This is a genomic window from Corynebacterium sp. ES2730-CONJ (assembly GCF_024834055.1).
GTDB lineage: Bacteria > Actinomycetota > Actinomycetes > Mycobacteriales > Mycobacteriaceae > Corynebacterium.
This window is the reverse complement of sequence record NZ_JANUXZ010000002.1, coordinates 129,728-156,289: the sequence shown is the minus strand read 5'-3', so window position 1 is coordinate 156,289 and position 26,562 is coordinate 129,728. Positions and strand designations below refer to the sequence as shown.

The window sequence follows — 26,562 nt, the reverse complement described above, 5'->3', positions numbered from 1 at the left end:
GGTGAGTTTTAAGGGATAATAATAAATATGAAAGTTTTTCTTGTCGACGACCATTCCGTTTTCCGCGCCGGGGTGCGCGCTGAAATCGGTGATCACGTCCAGATTGTGGGCGAGGCAGGAAAAGTTCCAGATGCCATAGAGGGTATCCGTCTGACTACTCCCGATGTTGTTCTTCTCGATGTTCATATGCCCGATGGGGGTGGGGTAGCGGTTATTCACGCTGCCAAAGAGATGGATCCCGCTCCGCGGTTCTTGGCCTTAAGCGTCTCTGATGCCGCCGAGGATGTGATTGCGATCATCCGGGCGGGGGCGCGCGGTTATGTGACGAAATCAATTGATGGGCCCCACCTTGACGACGCGATGCGGCGAGTTAATGACGGTGATGCAGTCTTTAGTCCGAGGCTCGCAGGTTTCGTCTTAGATGCTTTCGTATCCCCCGATGCCCACAGTGGTTCCGGGGTCATTGATTCCCCCGAATATGATGCCGCCATCGAAAAATTGGCGGGGGAGAATACTGCTTATGAGATCCGAGAGATTATCAAAAACGACCCAGTAGTCGATGCCCTCACCAGACGTGAATTAGAGGTACTGCGCTTTTTAGCCCGCGGCTATACCTATAAGGAAATTGCGCGCGAACTGTTTATTTCGGTCAAGACCGTGGAAACGCATGCGTCGAATATTTTGCGCAAGACCCAGCAGTCGAATCGCTATGCCTTAACGCGCTGGGCGCAGTCGCGGCACCTCGACTAGTAGCAGCGATCGTAGATGGTGACGCAACTACCCCCTTCTTCCTCTTATTTTTCTCATATTTTAGATAAATAGCCAGCTTAGATGATGTTTTCTAGGGTGCTCTGTGCTTTCGTGGGGGTTTGACAAGACGGAGTGAAGGTATTTAGATAAAAGATGTGAATCAAACAAGTGTTCGAAAAGTGGAAGGTGATACAGCTCCGAGCAAGGAGCTGCGCATCGCCGCTTTGCGGGCACAAATGGCTCAGATCGCCCCAGTTTTAGAGCCCGATCACCACCAGCACAGTGAGCATTCCCAAGCAGAGCAGCACTCCTATACCGAGCGGGAGATTGTGGCCTTGGGTGCTGATTTACGTGATATTTTCCCCCATGGAGGTTTAAAACGGCGAGCCGTTGCACTCATGGATTCACCAGCACTGCTTGCTGTGGAAATGCTCGCCCATATCAGTAGCGCCGGACTCTTCAGTGCAGTGCTAGGGTGGCCAGAATTAAGTTATGCGGGGATATCTGAAAGCGGTGGACAGCTCGATCGTATTATTGCCGTCCCAGAACCCGGCGCGCAGATATGGGAAGCCGCCGCCATTTTAGCCGAAGGGCTTGATGCCATCTTTATCAACAGTGAGCAAGCAACCCTCACGCCCAGTCGAGCGCGTCCCTTCCTTGCGAAGGTGCGCCACGGAAAAGCAGCCGTTATTGTACTGGGAACGCATATCCCTACATCATGGATGGATATTCGCGCCCAGATTACGGGTTTTCGGGGAATTGGATACGGTACAGGCCGTATTAAAAGCATTGATATGCAGGTAACCACTACGGTGAAGGGAATAGCAAGAGAAAAGCGGATTACTATCGGCCACCGTCCTCACCTATATGCCGTTTAATGCGCACTCTAGCTTTATGGTTCCCAGACTGGCCAGTGCAAGCAGCAGTGATCAGTGGCTTGGCCACGCATATGCAACCGGTCATTATTTCGCAGCAGCACAGCGTGACAGTGTGCAATACCCACGCTCGTGCTCGTGGAGTGAAGCGAGGGATGCGACTACGAGCGGCTCAGGCCCTAGTGCCCGAAGCAGCCATTATTGCAGGTGATGCGGAGCGAGAGGGGCGAACTTTTGCTGATATCACCACCTCACTCGATGAAATAGCAGCGAGCGTTGAAGTATTACGGCCTGGACTTGTGGTAATGAATGCCCACGCTATCGCCCGCTTTTATGGCAGCGAAGCGAAAGCCACAGAGAAAGCTCTCGCAGCTAGTGCACGGCAAGGCGTTGACTGCGTAGCAGGTATTGCAGATGATATCCCTACCGCTACGATCGCCGCTCGCTATGGGAAAACCGTCGAGCAGGGATGCTCCCAAGAATTTTTGGCTCCGCATCCGTTATCGCTGCTCACTATCGAGCCGAGCCTCGACTGCGATGCGCACACAGTGTCTACTTTCATGAGCATGGGGGTACAAACCTTCGGCGATCTAGCAGCCCTTGATAGGACAGCGGTTCATACCCGCTTTGGGCATATGGGGATGCGCTGTCACCGCATTGCGTGTGCAGCAGAGAAAAGGTTGATCGCTCCCGATAGTCCAGTTAGTGATATGGCCCTTGAATACCGGCCAGAAGAAGCCATCAATCGAGTGGATACCGCGGCCTTTGTCGCGCGCTTTCTAGCAGCGAATATTATCGATACCCTCCGCATGCATGGTTATGAATGCGTCCGTCTCAAAATAACCGCCACTATTGGTCATACGCAGCTGGAACGGATATGGAGGACGCGCGAAGCACTGACCGAACAAGCGATAGCCGATCGGATGCGCTGGCAACTTGCTGGATGGATTACGGCACACGCACCCGAGGGAGAAGACGATGATGCGTTAGGTATTACCGAGATCATCATTGACCCCGTAGAGTGCCGAGTTCCTGCCCCGCGAACCTTATTAGGCAATGAGGCCGATGAATACCAGAGTCAGCGGGTTATTAGCCGCGTGCAATCGACCCTTGGGGTGGATCGCGTAGTTCAGCCCACCCTCATTGGGGGAATAGGGGTAACCGAGCGTGTTATTTTCACCCCCTATGGTGAAGATCCGGTGAATATCGATCAACAATCGTGGCGCGATGCCATCCCTGCTCCTTTGCCAGCGCGCGTGCTCCACCCAGCGGCGCGGTGCCAGCTTCTTGACGGTGCCGGTATGCCGGTTGAACTAGACAAGGACCAGATGCTCTCAGCCCCTCCTGTCACGATGCGGTGGGGAAAGAAAGTATTTTCTTTGCATTATTGGGCTGGTCCATGGCCCTTTTTGGGGCAGTGGTGGGCGCAAGAAGCCTCGGGCGCGCGTCTTCAGGTAGTGGGGGAGGATATGCACAACAACCCACAGGCATGGTTATTGCTGTGGGTTGCGGGGGTGTGGCGGGTCGAAGCTACTTACGATTGACGCTTACTGTTTACGGATATCAATAACCACGCGCACGGGGTTGTCGAGCACCTCAACCGAATAGGGGGCTGGAGAACCGTTGAGTCCAATGACAAATTGCCCACGACCTTCGAAAGTGCCCGAAGGTTTTACCGCGGTGACGATAGGGCCTGGGCCCTTGACTAGATCGGTGACAGCATCGGAATCGAGTCCTACCTCGAAGGGGAGAACAAGGCCGTCGATATTAACGTTGAGGAAGCTATCACCTGGAATATCAACGACTAGACCAGAGGCCTGCTGGGTGGGAGTATCCACATAGTCGATATACCAACCAGGTTTCCCCGTGCCTGCGAATTCGATAACAACTCGATCGAATCCCTTGTGGCTACCAATGCGAACTTCTTGAGGCACTAGTAGGGAGGGGACCGAAGGGCGTTGAGTGCGCATTTCTTTAGATGCCTCACCGAGGGGTGTGATTCCAGCACTGGCACTTGAAGAGGCAGCAGGGGAGGAGAAAGCTGTGCCAGTTTGAGCGGCCGAGGTGAAATCTGCAGTGGACTCGGTAGGAGATTGCGGGGCGCAAGCGCTGGCACAAGCTACTAGGCTTGCCACGCCTGTGGCCACGAGGGTGCGCATCAACGTAGGTCTACTCATAACCTCAACTGTAACTACCGCACCAAATAAAGGGAATTATAAAAGCTTAAAACACTAAATTGTTGTCAAATTGCAACAGTTACCGAGTGCCAGGTGCGCTGGGATTAACGATACCCCCGCTAGCACCCTAAAAAAGGGGCGCGCTCGCAGCGCATAGAGGAGCGGAAGTTCTCCACGGGTCAGTAGATCGGGGCTTTTCTCAGGAAAATAATCACCTCACAGATCCGAAGACGGGGGCGATTAGCCAGAAGCCCGCTATCACCGCATAAACTTCGCAGCCTTTGTGCACTGCGAGTACGCCGTATTGAGCACTAAAAAATATGCGTCAGTTATGGTCATAGACATAGACATAGACCAGCCCGGTACCGCAGTCAGGGATGAAACCGCTTTTAGGAATGCGCTTAAGACTGGGCATCGGCCACGGCAGACGGGGCAGCGCTTAAAAGATGTGCCTATTATCGACGCGTACGAACAATCCTATAAGGCTGCTTAGTCCCATGGTGGGGCGGGGCGATCTGAGGGCATGCTGTCGATGTCTAATCGTTTGACGATGGCTAGGCGGGTGCGGGGCTACGTCACCCAGTCCACAAGCCCCGTCTACGCGTCCCAGGGCACGACTGCGAAAGCCAGTAGCAGTGAGCCTAAGACGTTAGGCACTACGGGACGTAAAGGTGGATAGAAGACTGCAGAATGTCGAGAGACCGACCCCGAGGGCGACCATGACCAGGCCCAACGGCAGAAACTCGCAGCAGCCAACAAAAGATAATTTCGCGGGAGCAGCTGGAGCTTGAGTGCGGCATGGGCGATTGAGTTTTCTTCTCGTGCAGCGAAGGATTTTAAGAAGTTTGACTGACCAGTGCAGCTACGGGTTTTGTTCTTGTGCGAGATTGCGCAGTTGGATAATCCACACGATCGGGGGAAAGCCCTGACGGCCAATAAGCGGGGGGTTGCGGCGTTGGAGTGTAGGTGACTGCCGTATTGTTGCAGATATTGTGGAAGATACCGTGGTGATTGTTGTCGTTGATATTGGACACCGGTCTACGGTGTACGACGTTTAGGACGGCACCCAGGTGGGCGTGCACGAGGTTAAGCGTCACTCAAGCACCAGTAGGTGTTTTCGTAGAGTTCCTTTGAGTGGTTAATTCCTGCAAAGGGGCTTTTTGTCTAGGCATGCGGCCAAGTCGGGGTGCGTAGTGCGTTGTTTTCTCTGCTGACCTTCTCGCTTGTGCTGTGTGCCCGATAGATGGGGTTTGCGGACATGTAGCACGATCTACCCCTTTTAAAACAATCCCCACGGGGGCACGGTAGTAAAAATGCTATAGATTATTTTTCTACATCGGTTACATTATTTACTGACCCTATATTATTAGGTTGACCTTACTTTAAGCTGCCTTCTCTGAAAGGAAGTTGAAGTGTCTGAAAATAGTATTAAACATATCGTGAGTATGGCTCCTGCTGATATTGCAACTGTTATTGGGGTGGTTCTGACTCTTCTTAGCGTTGTGGGAATTGGGTTGGGGATAGGTTCTGCTACGAACCCTGACCTGTCAAGTGATACGGGTTCTCGTCAAGTATGGGATTGGGATTCTCGGAAAGGTTTGGAAAACGAAACTCCACTACGCTGGAACTCTCATGAAGTCATTGGTGGTGGGGAAAAAGTACGAGTCTTTTTCAATATTGGAACTCCAAGTTGTTACGGAATTCGATCGGAAGTAACCGAATCTCGGACAGCCGTAACCATTTCTTTGTTTGAAGGTTCACTTCCTGATGCTCCTGAACAATGTTCTCTTGTAGGAACAAGCGCGTCAACCGTTGTCGAACTTGCGCGCCCACTATCTGGTCGATTGGTTCTCCACGGTAACTAGAACCCATCTGTAGTTGTTTCTGCAAAGCTTCTTTGCCGCATCGAGGGGAGTGACCTTGGTGTGGTGATTTTTGAGGGTTGCGCGTGGTGAAAATGCGCCCCTCTCTCAACTCTCTTAGGTGCTACTAAGCTACCAGGAGGGGTCAATCTGTTGGCCTTATCCAAAATTGCAGTACATCTATGCCGTTAGTCGGTTAATATCAGGCCAGAAAAATCTTCCGCTCTGGTATGTGGAAAGCGGCATGGCGCGAAAAAAGAATGAGAATAACGATCAATTAGATCTTTTCGAGGAATTGAATCGGCTCTATCAGGAGCAAGAGAAGGAGCGCAATAATGTATCGCAAGCCAGAAATTCTACGCAGCACAGTGAGCAGCGTGCTGGAGACACTCAACCAAGCGGAACCGACATACGCGGAAGTAACAAAGCGGCACCGAGAACTCAACGACCAGGTAGAGGAGATGGCGCGAAGCCTAGCCCCAGCGGGGCAGGAACCTTCCCCAAGGCATTGGGAGGAGGCTTATTCGGAGATTATCGCCCTAACCTCATGACAGTTGTATTTATTTGAATGCTTGCGACCTAACCCTCTACGAGGTTTACTAAAATTCTTTAATAGGATGCTGTACTCACCTCTCGACCAAAGGGTAGGCTAAATCTCACAGCATTGTCTGGCGGCAGCGCTCATCGAACTATTACTCTTTCTAATCCCTGTGCGAATGGAGCTGAGAGAAAAAATTTCCGCTACTATACCCCCACCTCTCCAATCGTTGTGTTCTGATTCCCACCTCGAGCCGCTAGCAGGCACCGCGAAGAATGCACACACCTATATACTCGTCGAAAAGCCTGGTAGCTGGAGTAAAGATATCCTCGATGGCAATACCTTTGACGCCGCAGATACTGAGGTCCTCACCCAATTACCCCAGGTGTTGCTCATACGCCGGCCGGGGCGCGCTGGGCACCGAGAGGACCCTGACGGTGGATTCCGCATATATATCGTCTATGTTGCAGCGGGCATCGTAGAGATGGCTCAAATCAATCAGATCAGCGACCTCCTCGATTTCGATTTTTCTGGGCCCGGGCACAATGGCGGTCGCACCACGGTGGTAGCGGAACCGGTGGTCTTGGTATGCGCGCACGCCAAACGGGATCGGTGCTGTGCGATTAAGGGCCGTCCGATAGCGCGCCATCTTTACGAACGATTTCCGCAAGGGCATATTTGGGAGTGCAGTCACACCGGCGGGCATCGTTTTGCTCCGAGTCTGATCCTCTTTCCGTGGGGTTATTTCTACGGCCGCTTCGATGAGGAGGATGCTCTACGCATCTATATGGAAGCTCAAGCGGGTCGGCTCTATTTGCAGGGTAATCGTGGGCGCGGGCTGTGGGATAAGCGGGGGCAGGTTGCAGAATTGGCGGTGCGGAATCATCTGGCCGCCCAAGGTGAATCGCTCCCTATTGGGGCAACGGGGGTAGTGGACACCATGGTAACGCTTGCCGACGGTCGTGTCTTTGATAGTGAACTTATAGCGCGCACAGTCGACAATGCGCATATTTCCTGCACAAAACCACCAAAATCCGTGGACATTTGGGTGGCTACTGAGGTGAGACAACGCCTTTAGGAGTATAAAATAGCACTACCCCCGTTATCTCAATAGGGGTAGTGCTGTGGAGGTTTTCCTGCGAGCCTTTAGCGGCGCATCACTTTCTTCGACAGCCAATTGCCCAGCAGCTGAGCGATTTGAACCAAGATAATTATGGTAAAGACCGCTATATACATCACCTTAAAATCGTAAGCGCGATAGCCATAGACAATAGCGAAGTCGCCCAAGCCCCCGCCGCCGATATAGCCGGCCATCGCAGACATATCCACGATAGCAATAAAGATGAAGGTATAGCCGAGGATTAAGGGCCCGAGAGCCTCGGGGATAATAACCTGGGTGATAATCTGCCACGGTGTAGCGCCCATGGCGCGTGCTGCCTCAATAACGCCTGGATCAATACTGATCAAGTTTTGTTCCACAATGCGCGCAACGCCGAATGTGGCGGCGATAGACATACCGAAGATAGCAGCATTACGCCCAATTTGAGTGCCCATCACGATCACTGTCAGTGGCCCTAAAGCAGATAGCAAAATGATAAACGGAATGGGGCGAACAAAATTGACGAGGGTATTTAAGGCGCCGAAGAGGAATTTATTGTGGAGGATCCCACCCTCGCGGCTGGTATAGAGCAAGACCCCTAGGGCTAGACCCAAGGTTCCGCCAATGGCCAGGGTTAGCAAGACCATGACGAGGGTATCAGCAATAGCAGTAGTGAAGGTTCCACTTAGGCGCGACCATTCGGCTGCTACGACAGTGGTGGTCATCTGATGATCTCCTCAATCTCGGTGGTGTGGGTGAGATGCTGATAAAAATCGTCAATAGCAGCGTCGTCACCGGTAAGGCGCACGGTTATTTTGCCGAAAGATTTATGCTGCAAGGTGGTCACGCCGCCGTGGACGATGCCAATACCTACCCCTCGGGAGCGCGCTTGGGCGGAAGCAGTGAAAAACCCGGAATTCTCCGATAATGTGATCGTGAAAAAACGCCCTGGGTGGTAGAGCAGCTCATCTGCTTCAATGGTATCGGGGGTATTGCGCAGACTCGTGGCCACGAAGCGCTTGGCCACATCGGTGTGCGGGTGGGAGAAAATCTCGTAGGTAGAGCCATATTCCACCACACGGCCATTTTCCATCACAGCGACTTTATCGGCTATGGAGCGGATGACATCCATTTCGTGGGTGATCACCACGATGGTAATACCCAGTTCGCGATTGACCTTACGCAAGAGGTTGAGAACTTCTTGAGTAGTCTCAGGGTCGAGTGCGGAGGTGGCTTCGTCGGCAAGCAAGAGAGCTGGATCGGTGGCAAGTGCACGGGCAATACCCACACGCTGCTTTTGCCCGCCAGAAAGCTGTTCGGGATAGTTATGCCCCCGATCGCTCAAGCCCACGAAGTCGAGAAGTTCCTGCACCCTAGATGTGCGAGTTTTCTTATCAACCCCCGCTAGTTTGAGGGGGTACTCGATATTGCCAGCGGCAGTGCGGGACTTCATCAGATTGAACTGTTGGAAAATCATGCCGATATTGCGGCGCAGTTTCCGCAGTTCCCGTTCGGGCATACCCACAATCTCAGTGCCGTCGAGCCGCAAAGATCCCGAGGTTGGGGTATCGAGTCCGTTGATCATGCGCACTAGTGTGGATTTACCGGCGCCAGAATAACCGATAACCCCTAAGATTTCTCCGGCGTCGACAGCAAGGGAAACCCCGTCGAGGGCGACGATATCCGTCCCCGATTTTTTCTTGGAATGGAAAACTTTAGACAAGTTTTCAAATTCAATACGTGTTCCGTTCACGGATGTCCTTAGATAGCTTCGGTTAAAAAATCTTCATGCCAGCCCACACCCTAACCAGTAACGATGGAGATCGTCGCTTCCTGATAACCGTGATAACCGTGGCTCCTGCATGGGGGGGGGAGAAGGCGCAACGATTATCAGGTGAAAAGGGGTGAAAATGTGGAGCTCGAGACTATTTAGTCTGGTCTTCTAGGCGCTGGAGTATCGCCTGAAGAGCTTCAGGGGTGCTCTCTACGGGAACGGACGTGCCCTTAGAGTCCTCGGCGTTAGCAGCTAAGACCTGAGGATCATGCCAGAGTTGAGCTAGTTTCAAAATGGTGGGGTCATTCTTCTTGGATTCGCGCACCACGAAAGCGTTGATATAAGGCTCCGCCTCAGGTGCATTTGGGTCATCCTGGAATATAGCGAGCTTCGGATCAATTCCGGCCCGATCGAGGAAAGAATTATTAATGATTGCTGGCCTACCTTCGCCGTATGCGGCGGTAGTTTGTGCGGCATCCACAGACGTTACCTTCACCTTGGATTCTTTTTCGATGATATCGGCTTCGGTGGGGGTCAAGCTGCCCTGGGCTGCTGGCTTTAAGGTCACTAGATCAGCCTGAACGAGGACGTTAATGGCGCGGCCTAAATTCGATGGATCGTTGGGGACGATAACAGTTTCTCCCTCGATGCCATCGAGGCTAGAGTGATCCTTCCAGAAAAGCGCGAGGGGAACAATCTCCGTGGCTCCCACTGGAACCAGATCGGCATTATTGCCCACATTATATTCGGCGAGGAATTTCAGGTGCTGGAAGAGGTTAACATCTAGCCGATCTTGGGAGAGCGCCAAGTTGGGGGTTGAGTAATCGGAGAAATTAACAATATCTAGGGTGATATCGTTTTCCTTTGCTACCTCTTCTAAAGCGGCCCATACCTTCTTGGTGCCATCGGTCGTGCCGATGCGGATGGTGGTGCTGCTATTTTCGCCGCCTGGGGTGGCAGTATCATTAGAGCAGGCGGTCAGACCGCCGGCGGCTAGGAGTGCGGCAGTGGAGACTGTGATAATGCGAGAAATATTCATGATGACATCACCTTCAGGTTGATAAGTATTTGTTTATGAGGGATAGGTAAGGCAACGGCCTGCTGCACCCAGCTTGTTATAGTCGAGGCCCATCCGCGTTTCTGGCCTTCAAGCAGGTCAGCGTATGTGTAGATGGTGGCATCCCACCCGATTCCTTAGGGGAAAAGGGGGAGTGTGAGCCGATCTGAACCAAGCTGTCTCCTTAACCTAGCGTGAAGCGTATCCTAGTCAGATTTGGTTGTACAGCTTAGTCTAGTTTTGGGATCGCCTTAAATTCGTACGTATGTTCTAAAATATGATATATATTTCTTGTGGACCCAGCAGGAAATTTTCACGGAAAGCCGCTCAGTTGGTCACGTTTAGAGCGATATTTATCAGGAAAAGAAGCGTGCGAACTGCGGGCTCTACAATCCGAAAGCTTGGAAAAAAATAGCACACCTGTTCAATATTATTCACCCCGATCTCATGTAGAACTCCACGCGGCTAGCTGCTTTAACTTTTTACGCGGCGCATCCACTCCAGAAGAGATGATCGAAGCCGCCGTAGCAGTGGGAGTAGAAGCTATATCTTTGCAGGATAGAGATGGTTTTTATGGGGTAGTGGCCATGGCTGAAGCAGCTGCTGCGCATGGAATAGCTACCGTTTTCGGTGCCGAATTAACACTTGACACCGCTATCCTCTCCGTGATCTGTAAAAACCCCCGCGGATACCAGTTGCTCTCCGAGCTCATTTCCCAAGCCAAGATGGCGGGGGATAAAGACCACTGCCATTACCCCGATCTTCAAGCCATCGCCACGCAGCTATCTGGCCACTGCTATATCCTTGCGTCAGCAGAATGGGCCGAAGAGATAGAAACCCTTTACCAAGCCTTCGGGGCGGAGAATATCCTCCTCGAATACGTGGTGAGTATGAGCCCGACCGATAGCGATGCGCATGCCCTTTTAGACGCACTTCATACTCGCTACCATGGCGAATTAGCGGCCATTGTGACCACGCGGGCATGTGCGGCTCATAGCGGAGCCGCCCCAGTAGCCCAAGCGAAACAAGCGCTGGAGCGTAATCAGGCACTCTCTAGCGCTGCACCTCAACTCGCCGCGATGGGCGCTATGTGGCTGCGTCCGCGTGATCATATCGAAAGTGTTTTAGCTCCACACCACCGACGCTATATCGATCACGCCTGTACCATCGCGCGCGAATGCGCCTTTCAGCTCACCTTAATTAGTCCCAATCTCCCCCAATGGGAGGTACCTGAAGGGCACGACGAATTTAGCTGGTTAGAAGCCTTGGTCCACGAGCGCTTCCCCCAGCGTTATCGCACTAGAGATAAAGAGATTAGGCACAAAGCTGAAGCCCAAATCGCCCATGAACTCTCCGTCATTAAACAACTAGGATTTCCCGGATATTTTCTGATCGTCAGCGACCTCGTCGATTTCGCGCGCACGCGAAATATCTTGTGCCAAGGCCGCGGCTCGGCAGCAAATTCCGCTGTGTGCTTTGCCCTAGGTATTACCAATGTGGAGCCTGTAGCCGCAGGTCTGCTCTTTGAGAGGTTTTTATCTCCCGACCGCGATGGTCCCCCCGATATCGATGTCGATTTCGAATCCACACGTAGGGAGGAAGTTATCCAATACTGCTATGAGCGGTATGGGCGTGAAAACGCTGCGCAAGTAGCTAATATTATTAGCTACCGCCACAAAGGGGCCATCCGCGACGCCGCTCGCGCCTTAGGCTATGCCCCAGGGGCTTCAGACAGCTGGTCAAAAGGAATAACCGAACCCCCACAGGTAGTTTCTACACTTGCCAACCAGCTCTGCGGACACCCCCGCCATCTAGGCATCCACTCTGGGGGTATGGTGATCTGTGATCGGCCCATATCTAGCGTGGTGCCCATAGAATGGGCCCGCAAAAAAGGTCGCAGCGTCGTGCAATGGGATAAAGAAGCCTGCGCGTCGGCCGGGCTGGTCAAATTCGACCTTCTAGGTCTTGGTATGCTTGAAGCTCTGCATCACATGATTGACCTGGTCAAAGAGAGTACAGGCGATGAGATTAACCTGTGGGAACTCGATCTAAGTGACCCCAATATCTACGAGATGCTCAGCCGGGGCGATGCCATAGGAGTCTTCCAAGTAGAATCCAGGGCCCAGCTTAATACCCTGCCCAGATTAAAACCGCGCTGCTTCTTCGACCTCGTCGTGGAAGTTGCTCTGGTACGCCCAGGCCCTATTCAAGGTGGGAGCGTGCACCCATATCTGCGGCGGCGTAGTGGGGTCGAAGAGATCAGTTTCGACCACCCTGTGCTAGAAAAATCTCTCTCCAAAACTTTAGGCGTGCCCCTGTTCCAAGAACAGCTTATGCATATAGCCGTGGATGCAGCCGGCTTTACTGGGACCGAGGCAGACGCCTTACGTCGCGCTATGGGTTCTCGTCGATCAGCAGAGAAAATGTCTCCACTAAAAAAACGCTTCTATTCGGGCCTACGAGAAACCAACGGGATTACGGGGAAAACAGCGGATAAATTATGGAATAAGATCGTAGCTTTCGCGGCCTACGGCTTTCCAGAATCACACGCGCAATCCTTCGCCTCACTGGTTTACTTCTCTGCTTGGTTTAAGTACTACTACCCAGCCCAATTTTGTGTGGGACTCATGCGGGCCCAACCCATGGGCTTTTATTCTCCCCAATCCCTCCTTGCCGACGCCCGTCGGCACGGCATCAGGGTTCTCCCCGTATGCATAAATTCCTCGCGTGCGGAGCCTACCGTCGAAAAAACCGAGGACGGGTGGGGGATAAGGATCGGACTAAATTCCATCAAGGGGCTCCATAAGGTCTCCGATATTGTCGCTCATGCCCCTTACAGCACAATTGCTGATGTGGCGCGCCGGGCGGATGTGAAGACCAGCGATATTGAAGCCCTCGCCCAAGCAGGAGCCCTTGATATTTTTGGAACTGAACGCAGGCAAGCTCTGTGGCAGGCAGGTATAGCGGCCACCGAAAAATCTGATATGTTGCCAGGACTCTCGGTACTGCAGGCGCCGAGTCTACCTGGAATGAACGCTTTTGAGTTAGCGGTAGCTGATATCGCCACCACAGGGCTCACCCATGATAAGCAGCCCATGGTGCTCTTTCGAGAGTATTTGGACAGCGTGGGTATCATTCCCGCCGCTGAGCTATTGAATATCCCTGACGGTACCCGTATTCGAGTGGCCGGAACCGTCACGCACCGCCAAAAGCCCGCGACGGCTGGGGAGGTCACATTTATCGGTATGGAAGATGAGACAGGACTGATCAATGTGGTGATCACACCTGGGCTCTGGAAGCGACAACACGTCCTCGCCCGTACTGCCACCGTGCTGATCGTGCGCGGTATCGTGCGCAACGCAAACCGAGTTGCCTCTATTAGTGCTGATCTCCTAGAGGAATTTTCCCCTGCTGAATTACTCAGCGCTGGTTCACGCGACTTCCACTAAGAAACGGGGCACCGCGCACAGTACAGCGGCATGCGGACAGGGAGAGAAAGTGTATCCTCATTGGGTATGGAGAGATCGTTGCATGCTGTTCATCCGAATCTAGTGAAAGTACGCTATATCTCGCGCCTGCCGTGGCTTATCGTCGCGCTGATTGCCTCTCTGGTGTGGTTTTTTCTCTTTGAGCACTGGGTATGGGCGCTGGCTGTTCCCCTCGCATTACTGGCTATAACCTGCTGGTTTATCTGGTGGATCCCTCGCCAAGTGCACTTTCTTGGATGGCAAGAAACCTCAGAAGAAATCATCATTGCTAGTGGGCGACTCTTTCGCAGCATACGCATTATTCCCTTTGGCCGGGTGCAATATATTGATGTACTGCAAGGCCCCCTTGAGCGCATATACGGACTCAAAACTATCCATATCGTCACAGCTGGCGATGATGCGAGCTATATTCCTGGCTTAGAAGCCGAGACCGCCGAAGCCTTGCGCGAGCGCCTGCTCACATTTGCCAAGGAAAAGATGATCGATCTATGAGCGATATAGACAAGCACCGCCTCCACCCTTTGACCCCAGTGGCTAAAAGTGGCGATGTCATCGTTGCCACCACTGTCTTTGCTATCACCGCCGGCGGCTCCAGTCTCGGAGAACTCGTTGATATGGTGCGCAATAATTGGGATACGGCATACCTGCGGGCAGTTCTGTTACCACTCGTCGCACTCATGGTGTTTCTTGTCATCGTCGGCTCTCTGCTCTATGTGGGCTGGAGAGCGATTAGCTACGAAATTCACGGGACCGAAGTGGTCTACCGGTCGGGGATTATCCGCAAAAAGGTTCGGAGTGCTCGCTTCGATAAGATTCAAGCGATTGAATTATTCGAACCGATCAATGCGCGCATTTTTGGGCTGGCAGCGGTGCGATTAGAACAAGCTGGCGGGACTAATAGCCATGTTGACATCGCTTATCTCAAGCGCGCTGACGCGCTTGCGCTCAAAGACCAGCTGCTCGGGCAAACCCGCCGACACACCGCAGCGCCTACTCGTGAAAAGCTAGATCGAGCTGAGGATAAACCTTCTCCCCATAATTCACCACAGGACACAGCTACCCTTTCCCCAGAGATTATCGTGCCACCCATACCTGTATGGATGTCACTTACGGCAGCCGCGCTCTCCAAATCGACGCTGATCTCACTGCTGATCACAATTCCTCTCTTTATTTTTCAGCCACTACCTACGATCGCTATTTTCTCTTTCCTTCTTCCCTTAGTAGTCAACGCCTTTCAGATCATTGATCGTTCGTATCGCTTCACAGTTGAGCGCGATGGTGAAACCCTCAATATCAGTTATGGGCTGCTGAACTTGGAACGAAAAACTCTGCACGCTGAACGCACTCACGCGGTTGATATGGTGCAACCAGTGACCTGGCGGCTTCTCGACTGGTGGTTGGTGCGCGTGTCTGTGGCAGGTTATGGCAATGCCGAACGCGGTATGCTTGTTCTCCCCATTGGCAATAAAGAAAAAGCGATGAAAGTTGTTGCCGCTCTCATGGGTAATACCATAAATCCCGATCTAAAAGAACAATCGCCAGCAGATGACCTCGATAATATACGGCCTCAAACGTCGAGGCCGTGGGAGATTTATCGCAGCCCACAACGAGCTCGGTTTGTTTCCCCTATCGACTGGAATAGGCAGTATGTTCTGCTCAACGAGGATTTTATAATCAGCACACGCGGGCGGATCGGGCGCAGTGTCGCCATGGCTCACCGCCGACATATCCAGCACCTAGAGCTAAGCCACGGACCATTCGAACGTCTCGCTGGGATCGAATCGGTGACCATGGCTATCATTCCTGGCCCCGTGACCATCAAAGCTCGCCAGTTGGGTCTGCAGGACGCGCGCGGGCTCATCGCCGAGGTGGCTGAACTAGATCTCAACCACTATCTCTCAGTTTCGAACCGATAGGGGAGGCACAGCCTAGGCGCCGGATAGGATAACGGCGCCCTGCTCTGAAATCTCAGCTTTAGGATTCGGCTGCGCCTTCAAATCCGAACTGACGCCACGCTTCGAATGTGGCAATGGCAGCGGCATTGGCAAGATTGAGGGAGCGTCGACCTGCGAGCATGGGAATGCGCACGATGTCGGTTATGCGGGGGTGGTGGAGAGCCTCCTCGCTAAGCCCCGTTGGTTCCGGCCCAAAGAGTAAAATATCGCCACGCTGATAGCTGATATCTGCGTAATTGGTGGTGCCATGAGAACTGAAGGCGAAAACGCGTCCGTGGGGGAGGGAGGTAAAGACATCAGCGAGGTTCTCGTGAACGCTGAGCACTGCTAAATCGTGATAATCTAAACCTGCCCTGCGCAGGTTTTTATCTTCAAAATTAAAACCAAGAGGACCAGCTACATGCAGGTGTGCGCCAGTTGCCGCGCTGAGCCTGATGGCATTGCCGGTATTGGGAGGAATGCAGGGCTGATCGAAGACGATATGAAGCAGAGACATACGCAATATACTAGTGACTAAGAGAAGAATATATGCCAGCCGAAATCCTCTTTCCCGCGATTATCGCCATCATCGGCGGTCTAGGCGCTGCTGCTCTCCGCTTGCCGCCACTGGTTGGATTCCTTGCAGCAGGGTTCTTCATGAGCTTTCTCGGAATCGAGCACATCCCCGGAATTGAAGAACTGGGGGAAGTTGGGGTAGCCGTTCTCTTATTCACAATTGGTTTGCATTTAGATATTCGAATGCTCACGAAAATCCGAATTGTGGGCACAGCCCTCGGCCACGTTATAGCTAATACGGCCGTATTTGCACTTCTGTTTGGCGTTCTGTCCTCAGTACCTTTCTTGGTTTTCCTCGCCTCGGGGTGGACAAGTGCCTTGATAATCGGCTTGGCCTCTTCATTCTCGTCAACAGTCTTTGTCATGGCCATCATCGAAGAAACGGGGCGGGCGCGTTCGCGAGTTGGGCAAATATCCGTCGGCGTTTTAGTGCTCCAAGATATTTTCGCCGTAGCCTTTCTCGTTTTAGCGAGCGGACAAGTGCCACAACCGTGGGCCATCGTGCTCGTCGCTCTACCTGTCATTAGACCTCTGGTAGGTAGGTTGCCTGATCGCGTTTACCGGATCGAATTACTGGTTCTCGCAGGTGTTACTACCGCTATTGGTGCCTATGCTCTGTTCGAACTCGCCGGATTATCGGGAAGCTTCGGCGCCCTAGTCATGGGCTTAGTCATCTCCGGTCACCCCATTGCCGGGCGCCTTTTCACCGCCTTAACCAGTGTACGCGAACTCCTGCTGGTGGGATTCTTTATCGCTATCGGCCTGGGTGGTTTCCCTTCCATCGAGGGTTTATTATTAGCCGGTCTCCTCCTAGCACTGCTCCCTCTCAAGGCAGGATTATTCATGATAATCCTGTACAAAGTGGGAATGTCGAGTCGCACTGCGTTGCTGACGGCTGGCGCGCTTGCGAACTATTCGGAGTTTGGTCTGATCGTTGCCGCTCTCGCCGTGGAACGAGGTTTTCTCAATGGGGCGTGGGTGCAGATCATGGCCGTGGCAGTCGCTGGCTCCTTCGTCCTTAATGCCCTAGCGAAATTGAAGATGGACGTGCTATTCGACCGCTTGGTCGATATATTGCCGCAGCGAGACCCCTCCAAGCTGGCTGCTGGCGAACGTCCCCTTGATGTCGGCGGAGTTGACGCCATGATCTTAGGGATGGGACGCGTAGGTGCAGGTGCCTATAAGCGACTCACAGAGGCGTATGGGTTAACCGTGGCCGGGATCGAACACGACGAGTCACGCGTGAATGCGCTGCGTCGGCACGGGTATATTGTCTTCCATGGCGATGCCACCGACCCTGAATTATGGGCTCGCATGTGCGCTAGTTCCCATGAACCACAACTGCTGGTGCTAGCGATGCCCGATCATGGTGCCAATATCGAAGCCCTAGCCCACGTGCGCGCGCAAAGTTCGACCATCAAGACTGCGGCGATCGCGAAATATGGCTACCGTGCTCAACAGTTACGTGAGATGGGCATTGATGCGGGCGTTAACCTCTACTCGGGTGCTGGCACGGAGCTTGCCGACGTCGCCTTCAGAGCCCTTCACGGTTCTGAGGTGGAACTGGATTCCGAATTTCAGACCAACCCGCTTGATGCGGCCGGAAACTAGAACAGCGAACACCCCACAAGGCTGCCTAATCATGGAATAATTACCCCCATGACTGCTCTCAAACTTGACGGTAACCTATACCGCGATGAAATTTTCGCCGATCTTAAAACTCGCGTGGCCGCGCTCAGGGAGCGGGGAATTACTCCAGGTTTAGGGACCGTCCTCGTAGGCGATGATCCCGCCTCACACTCCTATGTGAAAATGAAGCACCGCGATTGCGCCGAGGTAGGAGTGCGCTCTATTCGCCGAGATCTGCCCGCGAATGCCTCCCACGAAGACTTACTCGCAGTTATCGAGGAACTCAACCACGATCCCGAATGTACGGGATATATCGTGCAATTACCGCTGCCGAAACATATCGACGAAAACGCCATCCTTGAGGCTATCGACCCAGCCAAAGACGCCGATGGTCTACATCCCATTAACTTAGGGAAACTAGTTCTCAACGAACCGGCACCGCTGCCGTGTACGCCCAACGGGGCGCTCCACCTGCTCAGCCGCTTTGGGGTAGCTACCCAAGGAAAGCACGTCGTTATCATTGGCCGTGGAGTAACAGTGGGCCGTCCCATGGGGCTGATGCTCACCAGACGATCAGACAATGCCACCGTCACCTTATGTCATACCGGGACTGTGGATCTCAAAGCGGAAACTCTACGCGCAGATATTATTGTTGCTGCCGCTGGAGTGGGGCATATGTTAACCCCCGATATGGTCGCACCCGGTGCCGCCGTTCTCGATGTGGGAGTGTCTCGAGTCGATGGTCGCCTCGTTGGTGACGTCCACCCAGGGGTTCTTAAGGTTGCCGGCTATGTATCTCCTAATCCAGGTGGCGTGGGCCCTTTGACGCGGGCCTTTTTAGTGCGCAATGTAGTCGAACGAGCCGAATCCCACCTCTTGGGGAACTAAGGCTACACGAGGCGATCGCTTAAATTCGTTGACCCCTCGGACTGCTTTGTGATTTCTACGCTCTACTCTTAGGCGCCTGAGCGCCTGAGCGCCTCGTCGAGAAGCGACCGAACTCGCAGCTCTGAGGCACAGCTGAGCGCTCTTACACAGGCATATCAGGTTTTGGAGGTTTTGAGATCACTAGGCTTTTTGAATACATTGGGGTTAGTTGCGCAGCACGGGAGAGAGGGCGCGCACGCTCGTGTCAGCAGATAACGCCATACGCGCCGTGGTGCAGAAATCAGAGGTCTTTTCCATGAAACCGACACACCCCGTCACACTAGCGGAGATCAAAGATCTCGATCGTCTACTCATCAACCCCCATGATGCCAATCTGAAAAAGTCCTCTGTCCCTCCACTTCTACAGCGCATTGGTATCGCTCTCTTTGTGGTGTTGGTTTTCCTGTCTGGTTTTCTTTCCTATACCGAACACTGGCGCCGCGCCACATTTGCTCTTGGAGCTGCCATGATGTGGCTGAGCTTATTGCGATTAGTCTGCGATTCTCGAGTGATGGGTATCCTCTCGGTGCGCTCGCGCGGAAAGGATGCAGTATTCACTGGATGTTTGGGCTTTGCCATGCTGTTTTTGTCCGCGTCCGTGGACGCACTCGGTAGTTAGAGGTAGTTAAGAATTAAGCCGCGTGCCTAGTGTCTCTCCATGGGGGTGCGCCCCCTATTGGGAACTTGGGGGTGAAATTGGGGGTGGTGAACGGTGATAAGGGTTCTTTAATTGGGGAACTTTTTGTAGATACTTCATCTTCCCCGACACTTCCCGACCCACCACGATCAGGGAATGTCGCTAGTGAGGCTACGGGTTCATGTAATTTTTCAAGTGGTAGAACTAATCTGAAGCCGATATCTTTTTACTTCCTACTTGGGGCATAGTGATTGTGTCATCGGAGGCAACCGATTGAGAGGCGTCAGTGGTGGGATGCTGTTCAGGCTTATCTTTTGACTGTGTCCATCTCGGGCTGAAACCCGGCAGCACCCAGATCAGCAGGAAGGTGAGACCAGCACCCAGTCCTGCACCGACAAGGCGGTGATCGTCACCGATAAGGAAATAAATGGCGGCGTTTAAGCCCGCGATAACTACCCAGAAGATGCCAAGGACAAATCCGAGCCTGCGGGGAATAAAACTATTTTTTTCGGCCCAGTCCAACTGCGGAAAACGATCGCGGGCCTCTTTGCGGATGCGTCGTGACGTACGTTGGGCGGGGGCAATGGTCGCGAAAAGCGTGGCTAAGAACGCAACGCCGAGCACGATTGCATCGCCCACGATAAAACCGAAACTGAAGAGGGCGAGTGCACCAGCGCAGGCGAAGCGTTCAAAGAGGCTCAGGGGAAGAGGCTGTTGGGGGTCCACGTCGGGGTAGAGAAATTGAAAGGAGTCGCTCGTGGAGGGGAGCCGATTAGTCAAAAGCAATCCTTCGATAGCGGGAATGGTCAAATCACTGGGCTAAGTGTAGCCTAATATTCACATTTTTAATATGTGCTTAACTAGAGGCTAGCTTGCTCATGTCAACCTAAATCTTTGCCCATATTATGCCCATACTTTTCGATCCCTGGTGGGGAGAAACGAGATCGATAGTGATGCCAACTCGTTATCCGGTGAGTACTGCTCCCAGATATTATGGTCCCTTCAAGGGCCTTGTGCGGAGCACGGCAAAAAGCCTCGTCGTCATCCCAGCTCTCTTGGGACTACTTTTCCTCAGCGCACCAACTGCTATGGTGCCAGAAGCTGCAGCTCAAACCACCTGTGCTATGAACTGGGGTGTGAAAAAGAGTTTTCGGGAATATATTGTTGGCCCCATTGCTCAGGGGGGCTGGCAGCAAAGCTCGGGGATTGGCTTTACTGGCTCCCCGACCGGGGCTGATAGCGCCTTCGTATTTACTCCTGGTAAGGCCACGATCGAGAGCCCCAGTGAGGCGATTATTCCCATGCAAGGGGTGCTGAAATTTCAAGGACATAAAGCAGCGGACGGCTCTCAATACTTACTCGATATGGAGATCAGCGATATCAAAGTCAAAGCCTCGGGTATTACGGCCGAAATTATTGCTGACTACAAATCTTACGAAGCCGATATGACGCAGGTGGAGAAAACTACGCGTGGCGCCCCAATCAGCGGCGATGATGTCACCATCGCTATTATTTCCCTCAATAATGCCGTCAATACCGAATCCGGGATCGTTGATCTAGGTGGCACTGTGACGCTCGCCGCTGGTGGAGATGCCCTCTTCCTCAACGCCTATCAACAAGGATCGCTCTTAGATTCGACCTCGGGAACAGTTAAACTGGATGGATCCTGCCAAAACTCCAGTACAGGCGACTTTGCAGCAAATGGTACTACCGGCGGCGGCGATTTCTGCGCCAGCGGACTTAGGCGTATCGACGGTAATTTTTCAGGTACTGCGGGTGAAGTCATGGGCATGGTCTCGGAGTTTAACGACACCATGGGGGCCATTCACACATTGATGTGTAATTCCATGCGCTTTACAGATACGGTGCATAAATTTGCAGGCCTTGAGGATAGTAACCGCACCCAGCCGGCCAACCCCAATCAGCAGGCCGCTCAATCGAGTACCAATCAACGCACTGGTACAGCATCAGGCACAACCGTGACACCAGGCGGGGTGTCAGATCCTAGCGCACCAAATCCCACGCGCATGACGTACAATACCGAGGTTTGTCAGGCAGCGGATGCTCGCGGAATCGCGCAGGCGGATGCTCGATGGGGGATTAAAAAATCCTTTCAATCCTATATCACAGGCTCAATTGCCAAGGGCTCATGGTCACTCGCGGGTGTGCGTTATACGGATGGACAGTTCATCTTCAGCGGTCGTTCAGGTGCTATTGACCCACAGGCGCGCACCGGTACGATTGCTTTTAATGGGGGAGTGAAATTCACAGGCCACCAAGGGGTGCTCAATCTCCAACTGACCAACCCAGAGATACAATTTACGGGCTCAACCGGGCAACTCGTTGCGGCAGTGACCTCTTCTGATACCTCGGGCACGGTCAGCAATTATGGGCGCGTCGTCGTGGCTAACCTACAGTTCGATTCGCTTGATCTTAGTGATAGTTCAGCTAACGGCGCAGCTCGTGTCACTTTGACTGCGGCTGGAGCGCGCGCTTTCGCGGGCTTCTACGAACCAGGTATTGATCTCGATCCCTTGACTTTCTCCGCTACTCTAAAGCCGGGCGCTAATTGCGCGACGGGTCAAGGGGGACGTGCGAGTGCTGCAATAGCTGGCGATTCAGGTAGTGCTGATTCCTCAACACCATTAGATGGTACGCAGCTCGGTGAGGTGATATTTGGTGAGGAGGATGCCGCATTGAACTCGCAGGGTTACACCGAGGGCAAGTCGCGATTTAAAATCAAGAATTCCACCCAAGACGTCACGGGAATACCCATGGATGTTACTCCTGCTGCGTATGCTCTCATGGCGCTTTCGGCATTTGTGATTGCAGGGGGCACCCTCTCCCGCTTAGTTATCAGTCACCCCGCCTCCTAAAATTTTTTAGTCAACCAACGGAGATAACGTGATTTTTTCAGACCAGTATTCTCGCCCACGATCGCATCGTCTTTCCACACTCCTTGCCGGGCCCCTTGCAGCAGTTCTATTGGTTGGGTGCGGTGTACAAGGTGCCTATGACACGAACGCAGCTCTACGTCAGGAGCTTCCTGAGGCACATAGCTTGAGCGATCCGCGAAGTTTCGAGGGAGTGAGTGCGGTTACTGATTTCGATGAGATCGTTCCCGTCACAGACTCCGCGCAACCACACCTTCCTGTGGAATTAACCGATGCCGATGGCTACGATGTCGAAGTCACCGATACCTCCCGAATTGTGGCACTTGATCTCTATGGAACTTATACCAAGACCTTGCGAGGATTGGGTTTGGGCGACAATATTATTGGGCGCACCATTTCCTCTAGCGAAGAGTCCTTAGCTGATCTCCCCGTGGTCACTCAAGGTGGCCATACTATTAACGTGGAGGCAGTGCTTTCTCTGGAGCCCACTCTCGTCATCGTGGATCATTCGATTGGGCCTCGCGATGCTATCGATCAAATTAGAGCCGCCGGGATTACAACGGTGGTGATGGAACCCTCGCGCACCATCGAATCTGTCACCGAAGATATTATGACCCTCGGTGCCACCGTTGGCCTTAATAAAGAAGCTGAAGAATTAGCGCGGCGCACCGAGGCGGAAATTGCTAAAGATAAAGCCGCTATTGATGAGCTCATCCCTGCTGAGCCGATGCGAATGGTCTTCCTCTATGCTCGCGGCAACGGTGGTGTTTTCTTCATTATGGGTGAGGGCACGGGTGCCAAGGACCTCATCGAGGGGGTTGGGGGAATTGATCTTGGTACTGAGTACAACCTGTCCTACGCGGAGCCTGCAAACGCTGAAGCTTTAGCCAAAATTAACCCCGAAGTAATAGTGATGATGAGCGGTGGTCTCGAGTCCACGGGTGGCATTGACGGACTCCTGCAACGTCCTGGCGTGGCACAAACGATCGCCGGTAAAAAGCGCCGTATTGTCACGCTTCCCGATGGACAATCGTTGGCCTTTGGCCCACTAACTGGACAAACTCTCCTGCGATTGGCAAAGGCGATCTATGCCCCCGAGCAATAATATGGCTGCACCACTTATTGCTGAGAGCGGCCACGAAGTCTTTGCCCGCAGGCGCACGAGGCGACAATATACCACTGTGATTCTGCTGGCCTTGGTGATTCTCGCATCCTTACTGTCCCTTATCCTGGGCCAATTCTATATTCCGTTGAAGGATGTACTACCGCTGATGGCAGCGGGACCTGGTCAAGATAATCTTGCTGGAAACGTGATATGGGAGATTAGGCTCCCACGTATCGTGCTAGGGCTTCTCGTTGGTGCGGCCTTAGGGGTCGCGGGAACTCTCATGCAGGCCGTTTTTGCCAATCCACTAGCCGAACCCTCCATTATTGGGGTGACTGCGGGTGCCGGTGTGGGCGCGGGACTCGTCATCGTCTTTGATATCAACCTCCTGGGCACCTTCACAGTTCCGCTCGCGGCCTTTATCTCTGCTGTTATCGTGACAGTGGTCATCTATCAACTTGCTCGATCCCAGGGGAAAGTTCAGGTCGTGAACCTGATATTGACAGGGATCGCGATCAATGCGGTCTGCGGAGCCATCATTTCCTTCATGGTTTATCTTGCGCCAACCGCCAACCGAGAGCAGATCATTTTCTGGCAAATGGGTTCACTTAATGGCTCCCAGTGGAAACACGTAATCGTGGTCGCGCCCATAGTCTTGCTCGGCCTGGTGATGGCTCTGCGTTTGGGACGCACCCTGGATGTCTTGGCGCTCGGCGAGCGCGCCGCGGGGCATACGGGCGTGAATGTTGCGACACTGCGCATTATCGCGATCGGGGCCTCAACTGTCCTCACCGCCGGAGCCGTGGCTTTTGCAGGTCTTATTGGGTTTGTTGGCCTCATTATTCCGCATGTGTTGCGCACCATTTTAGGTCCCGAGAATAAAATTTTAATCCCCACCTCTGCTGCAGCTGGAGCAGCGCTGATCGGCTTTGCCGATGTTTCAGCGCGCACCATGATTGCCTTTGCCGATCTCCCCATCGGTATTTTCACTGCCTTTGTCGGCGGCCCTACATTCTTCATTCTGCTCCGCCGCATGATGAGAAAGGGGCTCCATTGATTTCAGCGTCTCATATCAGTCTCGATCTTGGCGGCCGCACCCTTCTAAACGATATATCCTTTACCGCTGAACCTGGCCATGTCACCGGTCTTATTGGCCCTAATGGGGCGGGGAAGTCGACCCTGCTTGCTGTTCTCTGTGGTGATCTTGAACGGCGCACAGGCACGGTGGATATCGCCGGTGTCGACCCAGCGTCGGCAAGCAGCAAGGAACTTGCACAACGGCGCGCGGTTATGCTCCAAGATGTGAGCGTCTCTTTCGAATTCTTAGTGCGAGATGTGGTGGCCATGGGACGCAGGCCGTGGGAGGGAAGCGAATATGAGGCGCGCGATCAAGCCATTATTGATGCCGCATTGAGTGCGACTGACACATCCCACCTCGCCGGACGCGATATTGCTACTCTTTCGGGAGGAGAACGTGCTCGCGTTGCCCTCGCTCGGGTGCTGGCGCAGCAAACTCCTGTCATCATGCTAGATGAACCTACTGCAGCACTCGATATTAAGCATCAGGAACAAGTCCTAGGTTTGGTACAAGCGATTGCTCGAGCGGCGGGTGTCGCAGTGGTGGTGGTGCTGCATGACCTCAACGCAGCCGCTAGTTACTGCGATAAGATTATTTGCCTAGCCAACGGTACAATCGCGGCTATGGGGTCGGTGGACGACGTCTATACCGCTGAGACCCTCAGCACGATCTACGGGTGGCCCATTGAGGTCACGCACAATAACGGTGTGATCAGTGTGCATCCCAAGCGCCGCTGCCATACCCCATCTGCCACTGAATTTATTAGCCTCCTGCAGTAGGATATCCCCGTCTACCTTCGGATCTGACCGAGAGGGCCCATTATGAAGACCATTGTGACCGCTACCGCCATAACCGCAGCACTGTGTAGCCACAATCTTGCAATCGCGAATTCCGCCCCCACCGAGACTGTAATTAGTTGTGCGAACCCAGGCTGGTCTATTACCGGCGGCACATTAGCGTGGGGAATCAAAACCTCGTGGCGTAGCTATATTACCGGCACTATCGCTAAAGGCGACTGGAGCACCACAGACAATGTGACCGATAACGGGTCATTAAAATCTGCGGCGGATTTCCAGTTCCGCATGCCCATCGATCCCTCCACGAGCCGCCTAGCTCTCAATCCTGATGGCAGCATTCACTCTGCCGATATTGAAACGGCACCGGGTGGAATAAGCTTCACCGGCCATAAAGGAGCACTAGCGTCAACATTCCTCTCGCCCTATATCCGCATTGTCGACGGCGAAGTTCGGGCGGGAACAAGCTATGAAGGTTTCTATGTTCCTGGTAAATCAATGACGCGATACCAGCCTGAGGATCGCACTGCCGCTAATCGGGTAGAAGGTAAAGATACCTTCGGGACCTCCCGAGACTTCAGTTATCACCACAATTCTCAACCTGGTGCAGATGACACCATGACAATAACGCTTAGCGCCGAGAATCTGAGAATTAAACCTCAGCCAGGCACCCAAATTCGAGAGATCAACGGGCAGCAGCAGCAATTCATAGAGGGAGTCGATATTGTCTTCCTCGGTACCTATAACCAAGACTACAGGCCAGAACTCGACGATATTACTGTCAGCCTTGATGTTCAGCCCCGCTGCTTGGATGCCACAGCCGCAGCAACTCTACGCCGCGACCTAAGCAAGGAAAGCCTTCCGTCCGAGTATGCACATAGTCGCAACAAACCCACCCGATTAAGCCCCGCTATGGTGGAGGCGCTTAAAACGCTCAACCCTACGTCGCCTGTCGGGCAGATCGCGCCAGAGGATCCGAGTAATGATGACACCCAGGGTCCTTCCGATGCTCCAAAACCTTCCGCAGATTCCTCCCAATCAAGTAATGCTGACAACAAGCAACAGGGGAGTTCCGACCCTGACTTTGGGTCCATCAGGCAGGTGTGGTCGACCATGTTGGCGGTGATCGCGGCTATGGCGAGCATTATGGTGGTGGGGAAGATGCTCGTGGATATTGCCCGACCTTTCCTCTTGGAACATCAGGGGTAGCAGACGGGCGATTAGCCCTTAATATGCTCAGCAAAATGATGAGGTCCTATAGTGGGACTACTCGTGGGAGGTATTGAGAATTTAGGGTTGCCTATATAGAGTAACTGTAGAAATTGTGGCGCGCCCATTGCGCCTAGCACTAAAAGGAGATTCACGTTC

Annotated in this window: 25 protein-coding genes; 19 read left to right on the top strand and 6 right to left on the bottom strand. The window is 53.2% G+C overall.

Annotated elements, in window-relative coordinates:
• The first annotated feature begins 27 nt into the window (after positions 1-27).
• The 3 genes from NXS13_RS02955 (at position 28) to NXS13_RS02945 (ending at position 3,169) form a co-directional block, all read left to right on the top strand.
• Positions 28-750 (top strand): response regulator transcription factor, encoded by a 723-nt coding sequence (locus tag NXS13_RS02955; protein WP_259289339.1) that lies wholly within the window; start codon positions 28-30, stop codon positions 748-750.
• 155 nt (positions 751-905) lie between these two features.
• Positions 906-1,628 (top strand): hypothetical protein, encoded by a 723-nt coding sequence (locus NXS13_RS02950; RefSeq protein WP_259289338.1) that lies wholly within the window; start codon positions 906-908, stop codon positions 1,626-1,628.
• Complete coding sequence (locus NXS13_RS02945) at positions 1,628-3,169, top strand: DNA polymerase Y family protein (protein ID WP_259077248.1); 1,542 nt, start codon at positions 1,628-1,630, stop codon at positions 3,167-3,169. Before NXS13_RS02950 ends, NXS13_RS02945 begins: the two co-directional genes overlap by 1 nt.
• 3 nt (positions 3,170-3,172) lie before the next feature.
• Here NXS13_RS02945 and NXS13_RS02940 read toward each other — a convergent pair whose 3' ends face one another.
• Positions 3,173-3,802: a hypothetical protein gene (locus NXS13_RS02940; protein ID WP_259077247.1), complete on the bottom strand. Its 630-nt coding sequence runs from the start codon at positions 3,800-3,802 to the stop codon at positions 3,173-3,175.
• 331 nt (positions 3,803-4,133) lie between these two features.
• Here NXS13_RS02940 and NXS13_RS02935 point away from each other — a divergent pair, with 331 nt between their 5' ends.
• From NXS13_RS02935 to NXS13_RS02920, 5 genes are all read left to right on the top strand, one after another.
• Positions 4,134-4,295: a hypothetical protein gene (locus tag NXS13_RS02935; protein ID WP_259289337.1), complete on the top strand. Its 162-nt coding sequence runs from the start codon at positions 4,134-4,136 to the stop codon at positions 4,293-4,295.
• Positions 4,296-4,749: 454 nt separating this feature from the next.
• Positions 4,750-4,860 carry a hypothetical protein gene (locus tag NXS13_RS09345; RefSeq protein WP_396125063.1) on the top strand — a complete coding sequence of 37 codons (111 nt, stop codon included), beginning with the start codon at positions 4,750-4,752 and terminating at the stop codon, positions 4,858-4,860.
• Positions 4,861-5,214: 354 nt separating this feature from the next.
• Entirely contained in the window at positions 5,215-5,667 is a 453-nt protein-coding gene (locus tag NXS13_RS02930; protein WP_259289336.1) for a hypothetical protein, read from the top strand.
• Positions 5,668-5,908: 241 nt separating this feature from the next.
• Positions 5,909-6,232 (top strand): hypothetical protein, encoded by a 324-nt coding sequence (locus NXS13_RS02925; RefSeq protein WP_259289335.1) that lies wholly within the window; start codon positions 5,909-5,911, stop codon positions 6,230-6,232.
• A gap of 148 nt (positions 6,233-6,380) precedes the next feature.
• Complete coding sequence (locus tag NXS13_RS02920) at positions 6,381-7,280, top strand: sucrase ferredoxin (protein ID WP_259289334.1); 900 nt, start codon at positions 6,381-6,383, stop codon at positions 7,278-7,280.
• A gap of 68 nt (positions 7,281-7,348) precedes the next feature.
• Here the strand turns inward: NXS13_RS02920 and NXS13_RS02915 are convergent, their stop codons facing one another.
• The 3 genes from NXS13_RS02915 to NXS13_RS02905 all read right to left on the bottom strand — a co-directional run bounded on the left by NXS13_RS02915 (position 7,349) and on the right by NXS13_RS02905 (position 10,114).
• The gene (locus tag NXS13_RS02915; RefSeq protein ID WP_259158063.1) at positions 7,349-8,026 is read right to left on the bottom strand and encodes a methionine ABC transporter permease; all 678 of its coding nucleotides are present in this window, start codon (positions 8,024-8,026) and stop codon (positions 7,349-7,351) included.
• The gene (locus NXS13_RS02910; protein ID WP_259077241.1) at positions 8,023-9,054 is read right to left on the bottom strand and encodes a methionine ABC transporter ATP-binding protein; all 1,032 of its coding nucleotides are present in this window, start codon (positions 9,052-9,054) and stop codon (positions 8,023-8,025) included. The genes NXS13_RS02915 and NXS13_RS02910 overlap by 4 nt, the downstream gene beginning before the upstream one ends.
• Positions 9,055-9,226: 172 nt before the next feature.
• Complete coding sequence (locus NXS13_RS02905; RefSeq protein ID WP_259077240.1) at positions 9,227-10,114, bottom strand: MetQ/NlpA family ABC transporter substrate-binding protein; 888 nt, start codon at positions 10,112-10,114, stop codon at positions 9,227-9,229.
• A 311-nt stretch (positions 10,115-10,425) separates the two neighbouring features.
• On the opposite strand from NXS13_RS02905, the gene NXS13_RS02900 reads away from it, so the two are divergent.
• The 3 genes from NXS13_RS02900 to NXS13_RS02890 all read left to right on the top strand — a co-directional run bounded on the left by NXS13_RS02900 (position 10,426) and on the right by NXS13_RS02890 (position 15,536).
• Positions 10,426-13,581, top strand: coding sequence for an error-prone DNA polymerase (locus tag NXS13_RS02900; RefSeq protein WP_259289333.1), 3,156 nt, complete (start codon positions 10,426-10,428; stop codon positions 13,579-13,581).
• A 66-nt stretch (positions 13,582-13,647) separates the two neighbouring features.
• The gene (locus NXS13_RS02895) at positions 13,648-14,112 is read left to right on the top strand and encodes a PH domain-containing protein (protein WP_259077238.1); all 465 of its coding nucleotides are present in this window, start codon (positions 13,648-13,650) and stop codon (positions 14,110-14,112) included.
• A complete protein-coding gene (locus tag NXS13_RS02890; protein ID WP_259289332.1) occupies positions 14,109-15,536 on the top strand; it encodes a PH domain-containing protein in 1,428 nt (475 codons plus the stop codon). The genes NXS13_RS02895 and NXS13_RS02890 overlap by 4 nt, the downstream gene beginning before the upstream one ends.
• 58 nt (positions 15,537-15,594) lie before the next feature.
• Here NXS13_RS02890 and NXS13_RS02885 read toward each other — a convergent pair whose 3' ends face one another.
• Complete coding sequence (locus tag NXS13_RS02885) at positions 15,595-16,071, bottom strand: tRNA (cytidine(34)-2'-O)-methyltransferase (RefSeq protein WP_259077236.1); 477 nt, start codon at positions 16,069-16,071, stop codon at positions 15,595-15,597.
• Positions 16,072-16,103: 32 nt separating this feature from the next.
• On the opposite strand from NXS13_RS02885, the gene NXS13_RS02880 reads away from it, so the two are divergent.
• From NXS13_RS02880 to NXS13_RS02870, 3 genes are all read left to right on the top strand, one after another.
• Entirely contained in the window at positions 16,104-17,741 is a 1,638-nt protein-coding gene (locus tag NXS13_RS02880) for a cation:proton antiporter family protein (protein WP_259077235.1), read from the top strand.
• Between the two features lie 48 nt (positions 17,742-17,789).
• On the top strand, positions 17,790-18,647 hold the full coding sequence (locus NXS13_RS02875) for a bifunctional methylenetetrahydrofolate dehydrogenase/methenyltetrahydrofolate cyclohydrolase (RefSeq protein ID WP_259077234.1): 858 nt from the start codon (positions 17,790-17,792) through the stop codon (positions 18,645-18,647).
• Positions 18,648-18,942: 295 nt separating this feature from the next.
• Positions 18,943-19,305, top strand: coding sequence for a DUF3017 domain-containing protein (locus NXS13_RS02870; protein ID WP_259077233.1), 363 nt, complete (start codon positions 18,943-18,945; stop codon positions 19,303-19,305).
• Positions 19,306-19,527: 222 nt separating this feature from the next.
• Here the strand turns inward: NXS13_RS02870 and NXS13_RS02865 are convergent, their stop codons facing one another.
• A complete protein-coding gene (locus NXS13_RS02865; RefSeq protein ID WP_259077232.1) occupies positions 19,528-20,103 on the bottom strand; it encodes a hemin receptor in 576 nt (191 codons plus the stop codon).
• A gap of 173 nt (positions 20,104-20,276) precedes the next feature.
• Here NXS13_RS02865 and NXS13_RS02860 point away from each other — a divergent pair, with 173 nt between their 5' ends.
• The 5 genes from NXS13_RS02860 (at position 20,277) to NXS13_RS02840 (ending at position 26,403) form a co-directional block, all read left to right on the top strand.
• On the top strand, positions 20,277-22,199 hold the full coding sequence (locus NXS13_RS02860; RefSeq protein WP_259289412.1) for an HtaA domain-containing protein: 1,923 nt from the start codon (positions 20,277-20,279) through the stop codon (positions 22,197-22,199).
• A 109-nt stretch (positions 22,200-22,308) separates the two neighbouring features.
• Positions 22,309-23,322: a hemin ABC transporter substrate-binding protein gene (locus NXS13_RS02855; protein WP_259158177.1), complete on the top strand. Its 1,014-nt coding sequence runs from the start codon at positions 22,309-22,311 to the stop codon at positions 23,320-23,322.
• Positions 23,306-24,379 carry an iron ABC transporter permease gene (locus tag NXS13_RS02850; RefSeq protein WP_259289331.1) on the top strand — a complete coding sequence of 358 codons (1,074 nt, stop codon included), beginning with the start codon at positions 23,306-23,308 and terminating at the stop codon, positions 24,377-24,379. Before NXS13_RS02855 ends, NXS13_RS02850 begins: the two co-directional genes overlap by 17 nt.
• Complete coding sequence (locus tag NXS13_RS02845; RefSeq protein ID WP_259077229.1) at positions 24,376-25,179, top strand: heme ABC transporter ATP-binding protein; 804 nt, start codon at positions 24,376-24,378, stop codon at positions 25,177-25,179. Before NXS13_RS02850 ends, NXS13_RS02845 begins: the two co-directional genes overlap by 4 nt.
• Before the next feature lie 42 nt (positions 25,180-25,221).
• On the top strand, positions 25,222-26,403 hold the full coding sequence (locus tag NXS13_RS02840; protein ID WP_259289330.1) for an HtaA domain-containing protein: 1,182 nt from the start codon (positions 25,222-25,224) through the stop codon (positions 26,401-26,403).
• The last annotated feature ends 159 nt before the right edge of the window (positions 26,404-26,562 follow it).

What these genes read in the sequence shown, in the direction of transcription:
- NXS13_RS02955 (WP_259289339.1), top strand. Translation starts at nt 28, where the DNA reads ATGAAAGTTTTTCTTGTCGACGACCATTCCGTTTTCCGCGCCGGGGTG.
- NXS13_RS02945 (WP_259077248.1), top strand. Translation starts at nt 1,628, where the DNA reads ATGCGCACTCTAGCTTTATGGTTCCCAGACTGGCCAGTGCAAGCAGCA.
- NXS13_RS02940 (WP_259077247.1), bottom strand. Translation starts at nt 3,802, where the DNA reads ATGAGTAGACCTACGTTGATGCGCACCCTCGTGGCCACAGGCGTGGCA.
- NXS13_RS02935 (WP_259289337.1), top strand. Translation starts at nt 4,134, where the DNA reads ATGGTCATAGACATAGACATAGACCAGCCCGGTACCGCAGTCAGGGAT.
- NXS13_RS02925 (WP_259289335.1), top strand. Translation starts at nt 5,909, where the DNA reads ATGGCGCGAAAAAAGAATGAGAATAACGATCAATTAGATCTTTTCGAG.
- NXS13_RS02920 (WP_259289334.1), top strand. Translation starts at nt 6,381, where the DNA reads ATGGAGCTGAGAGAAAAAATTTCCGCTACTATACCCCCACCTCTCCAA.
- NXS13_RS02915 (WP_259158063.1), bottom strand. Translation starts at nt 8,026, where the DNA reads ATGACCACCACTGTCGTAGCAGCCGAATGGTCGCGCCTAAGTGGAACC.
- NXS13_RS02905 (WP_259077240.1), bottom strand. Translation starts at nt 10,114, where the DNA reads ATGAATATTTCTCGCATTATCACAGTCTCCACTGCCGCACTCCTAGCC.
- NXS13_RS02895 (WP_259077238.1), top strand. Translation starts at nt 13,648, where the DNA reads ATGGAGAGATCGTTGCATGCTGTTCATCCGAATCTAGTGAAAGTACGC.
- NXS13_RS02890 (WP_259289332.1), top strand. Translation starts at nt 14,109, where the DNA reads ATGAGCGATATAGACAAGCACCGCCTCCACCCTTTGACCCCAGTGGCT.
- NXS13_RS02885 (WP_259077236.1), bottom strand. Translation starts at nt 16,071, where the DNA reads ATGTCTCTGCTTCATATCGTCTTCGATCAGCCCTGCATTCCTCCCAAT.
- NXS13_RS02880 (WP_259077235.1), top strand. Translation starts at nt 16,104, where the DNA reads ATGCCAGCCGAAATCCTCTTTCCCGCGATTATCGCCATCATCGGCGGT.
- NXS13_RS02875 (WP_259077234.1), top strand. Translation starts at nt 17,790, where the DNA reads ATGACTGCTCTCAAACTTGACGGTAACCTATACCGCGATGAAATTTTC.
- NXS13_RS02870 (WP_259077233.1), top strand. Translation starts at nt 18,943, where the DNA reads ATGAAACCGACACACCCCGTCACACTAGCGGAGATCAAAGATCTCGAT.
- NXS13_RS02860 (WP_259289412.1), top strand. Translation starts at nt 20,277, where the DNA reads ATGCCAACTCGTTATCCGGTGAGTACTGCTCCCAGATATTATGGTCCC.
- NXS13_RS02850 (WP_259289331.1), top strand. Translation starts at nt 23,306, where the DNA reads ATGCCCCCGAGCAATAATATGGCTGCACCACTTATTGCTGAGAGCGGC.
- NXS13_RS02840 (WP_259289330.1), top strand. Translation starts at nt 25,222, where the DNA reads ATGAAGACCATTGTGACCGCTACCGCCATAACCGCAGCACTGTGTAGC.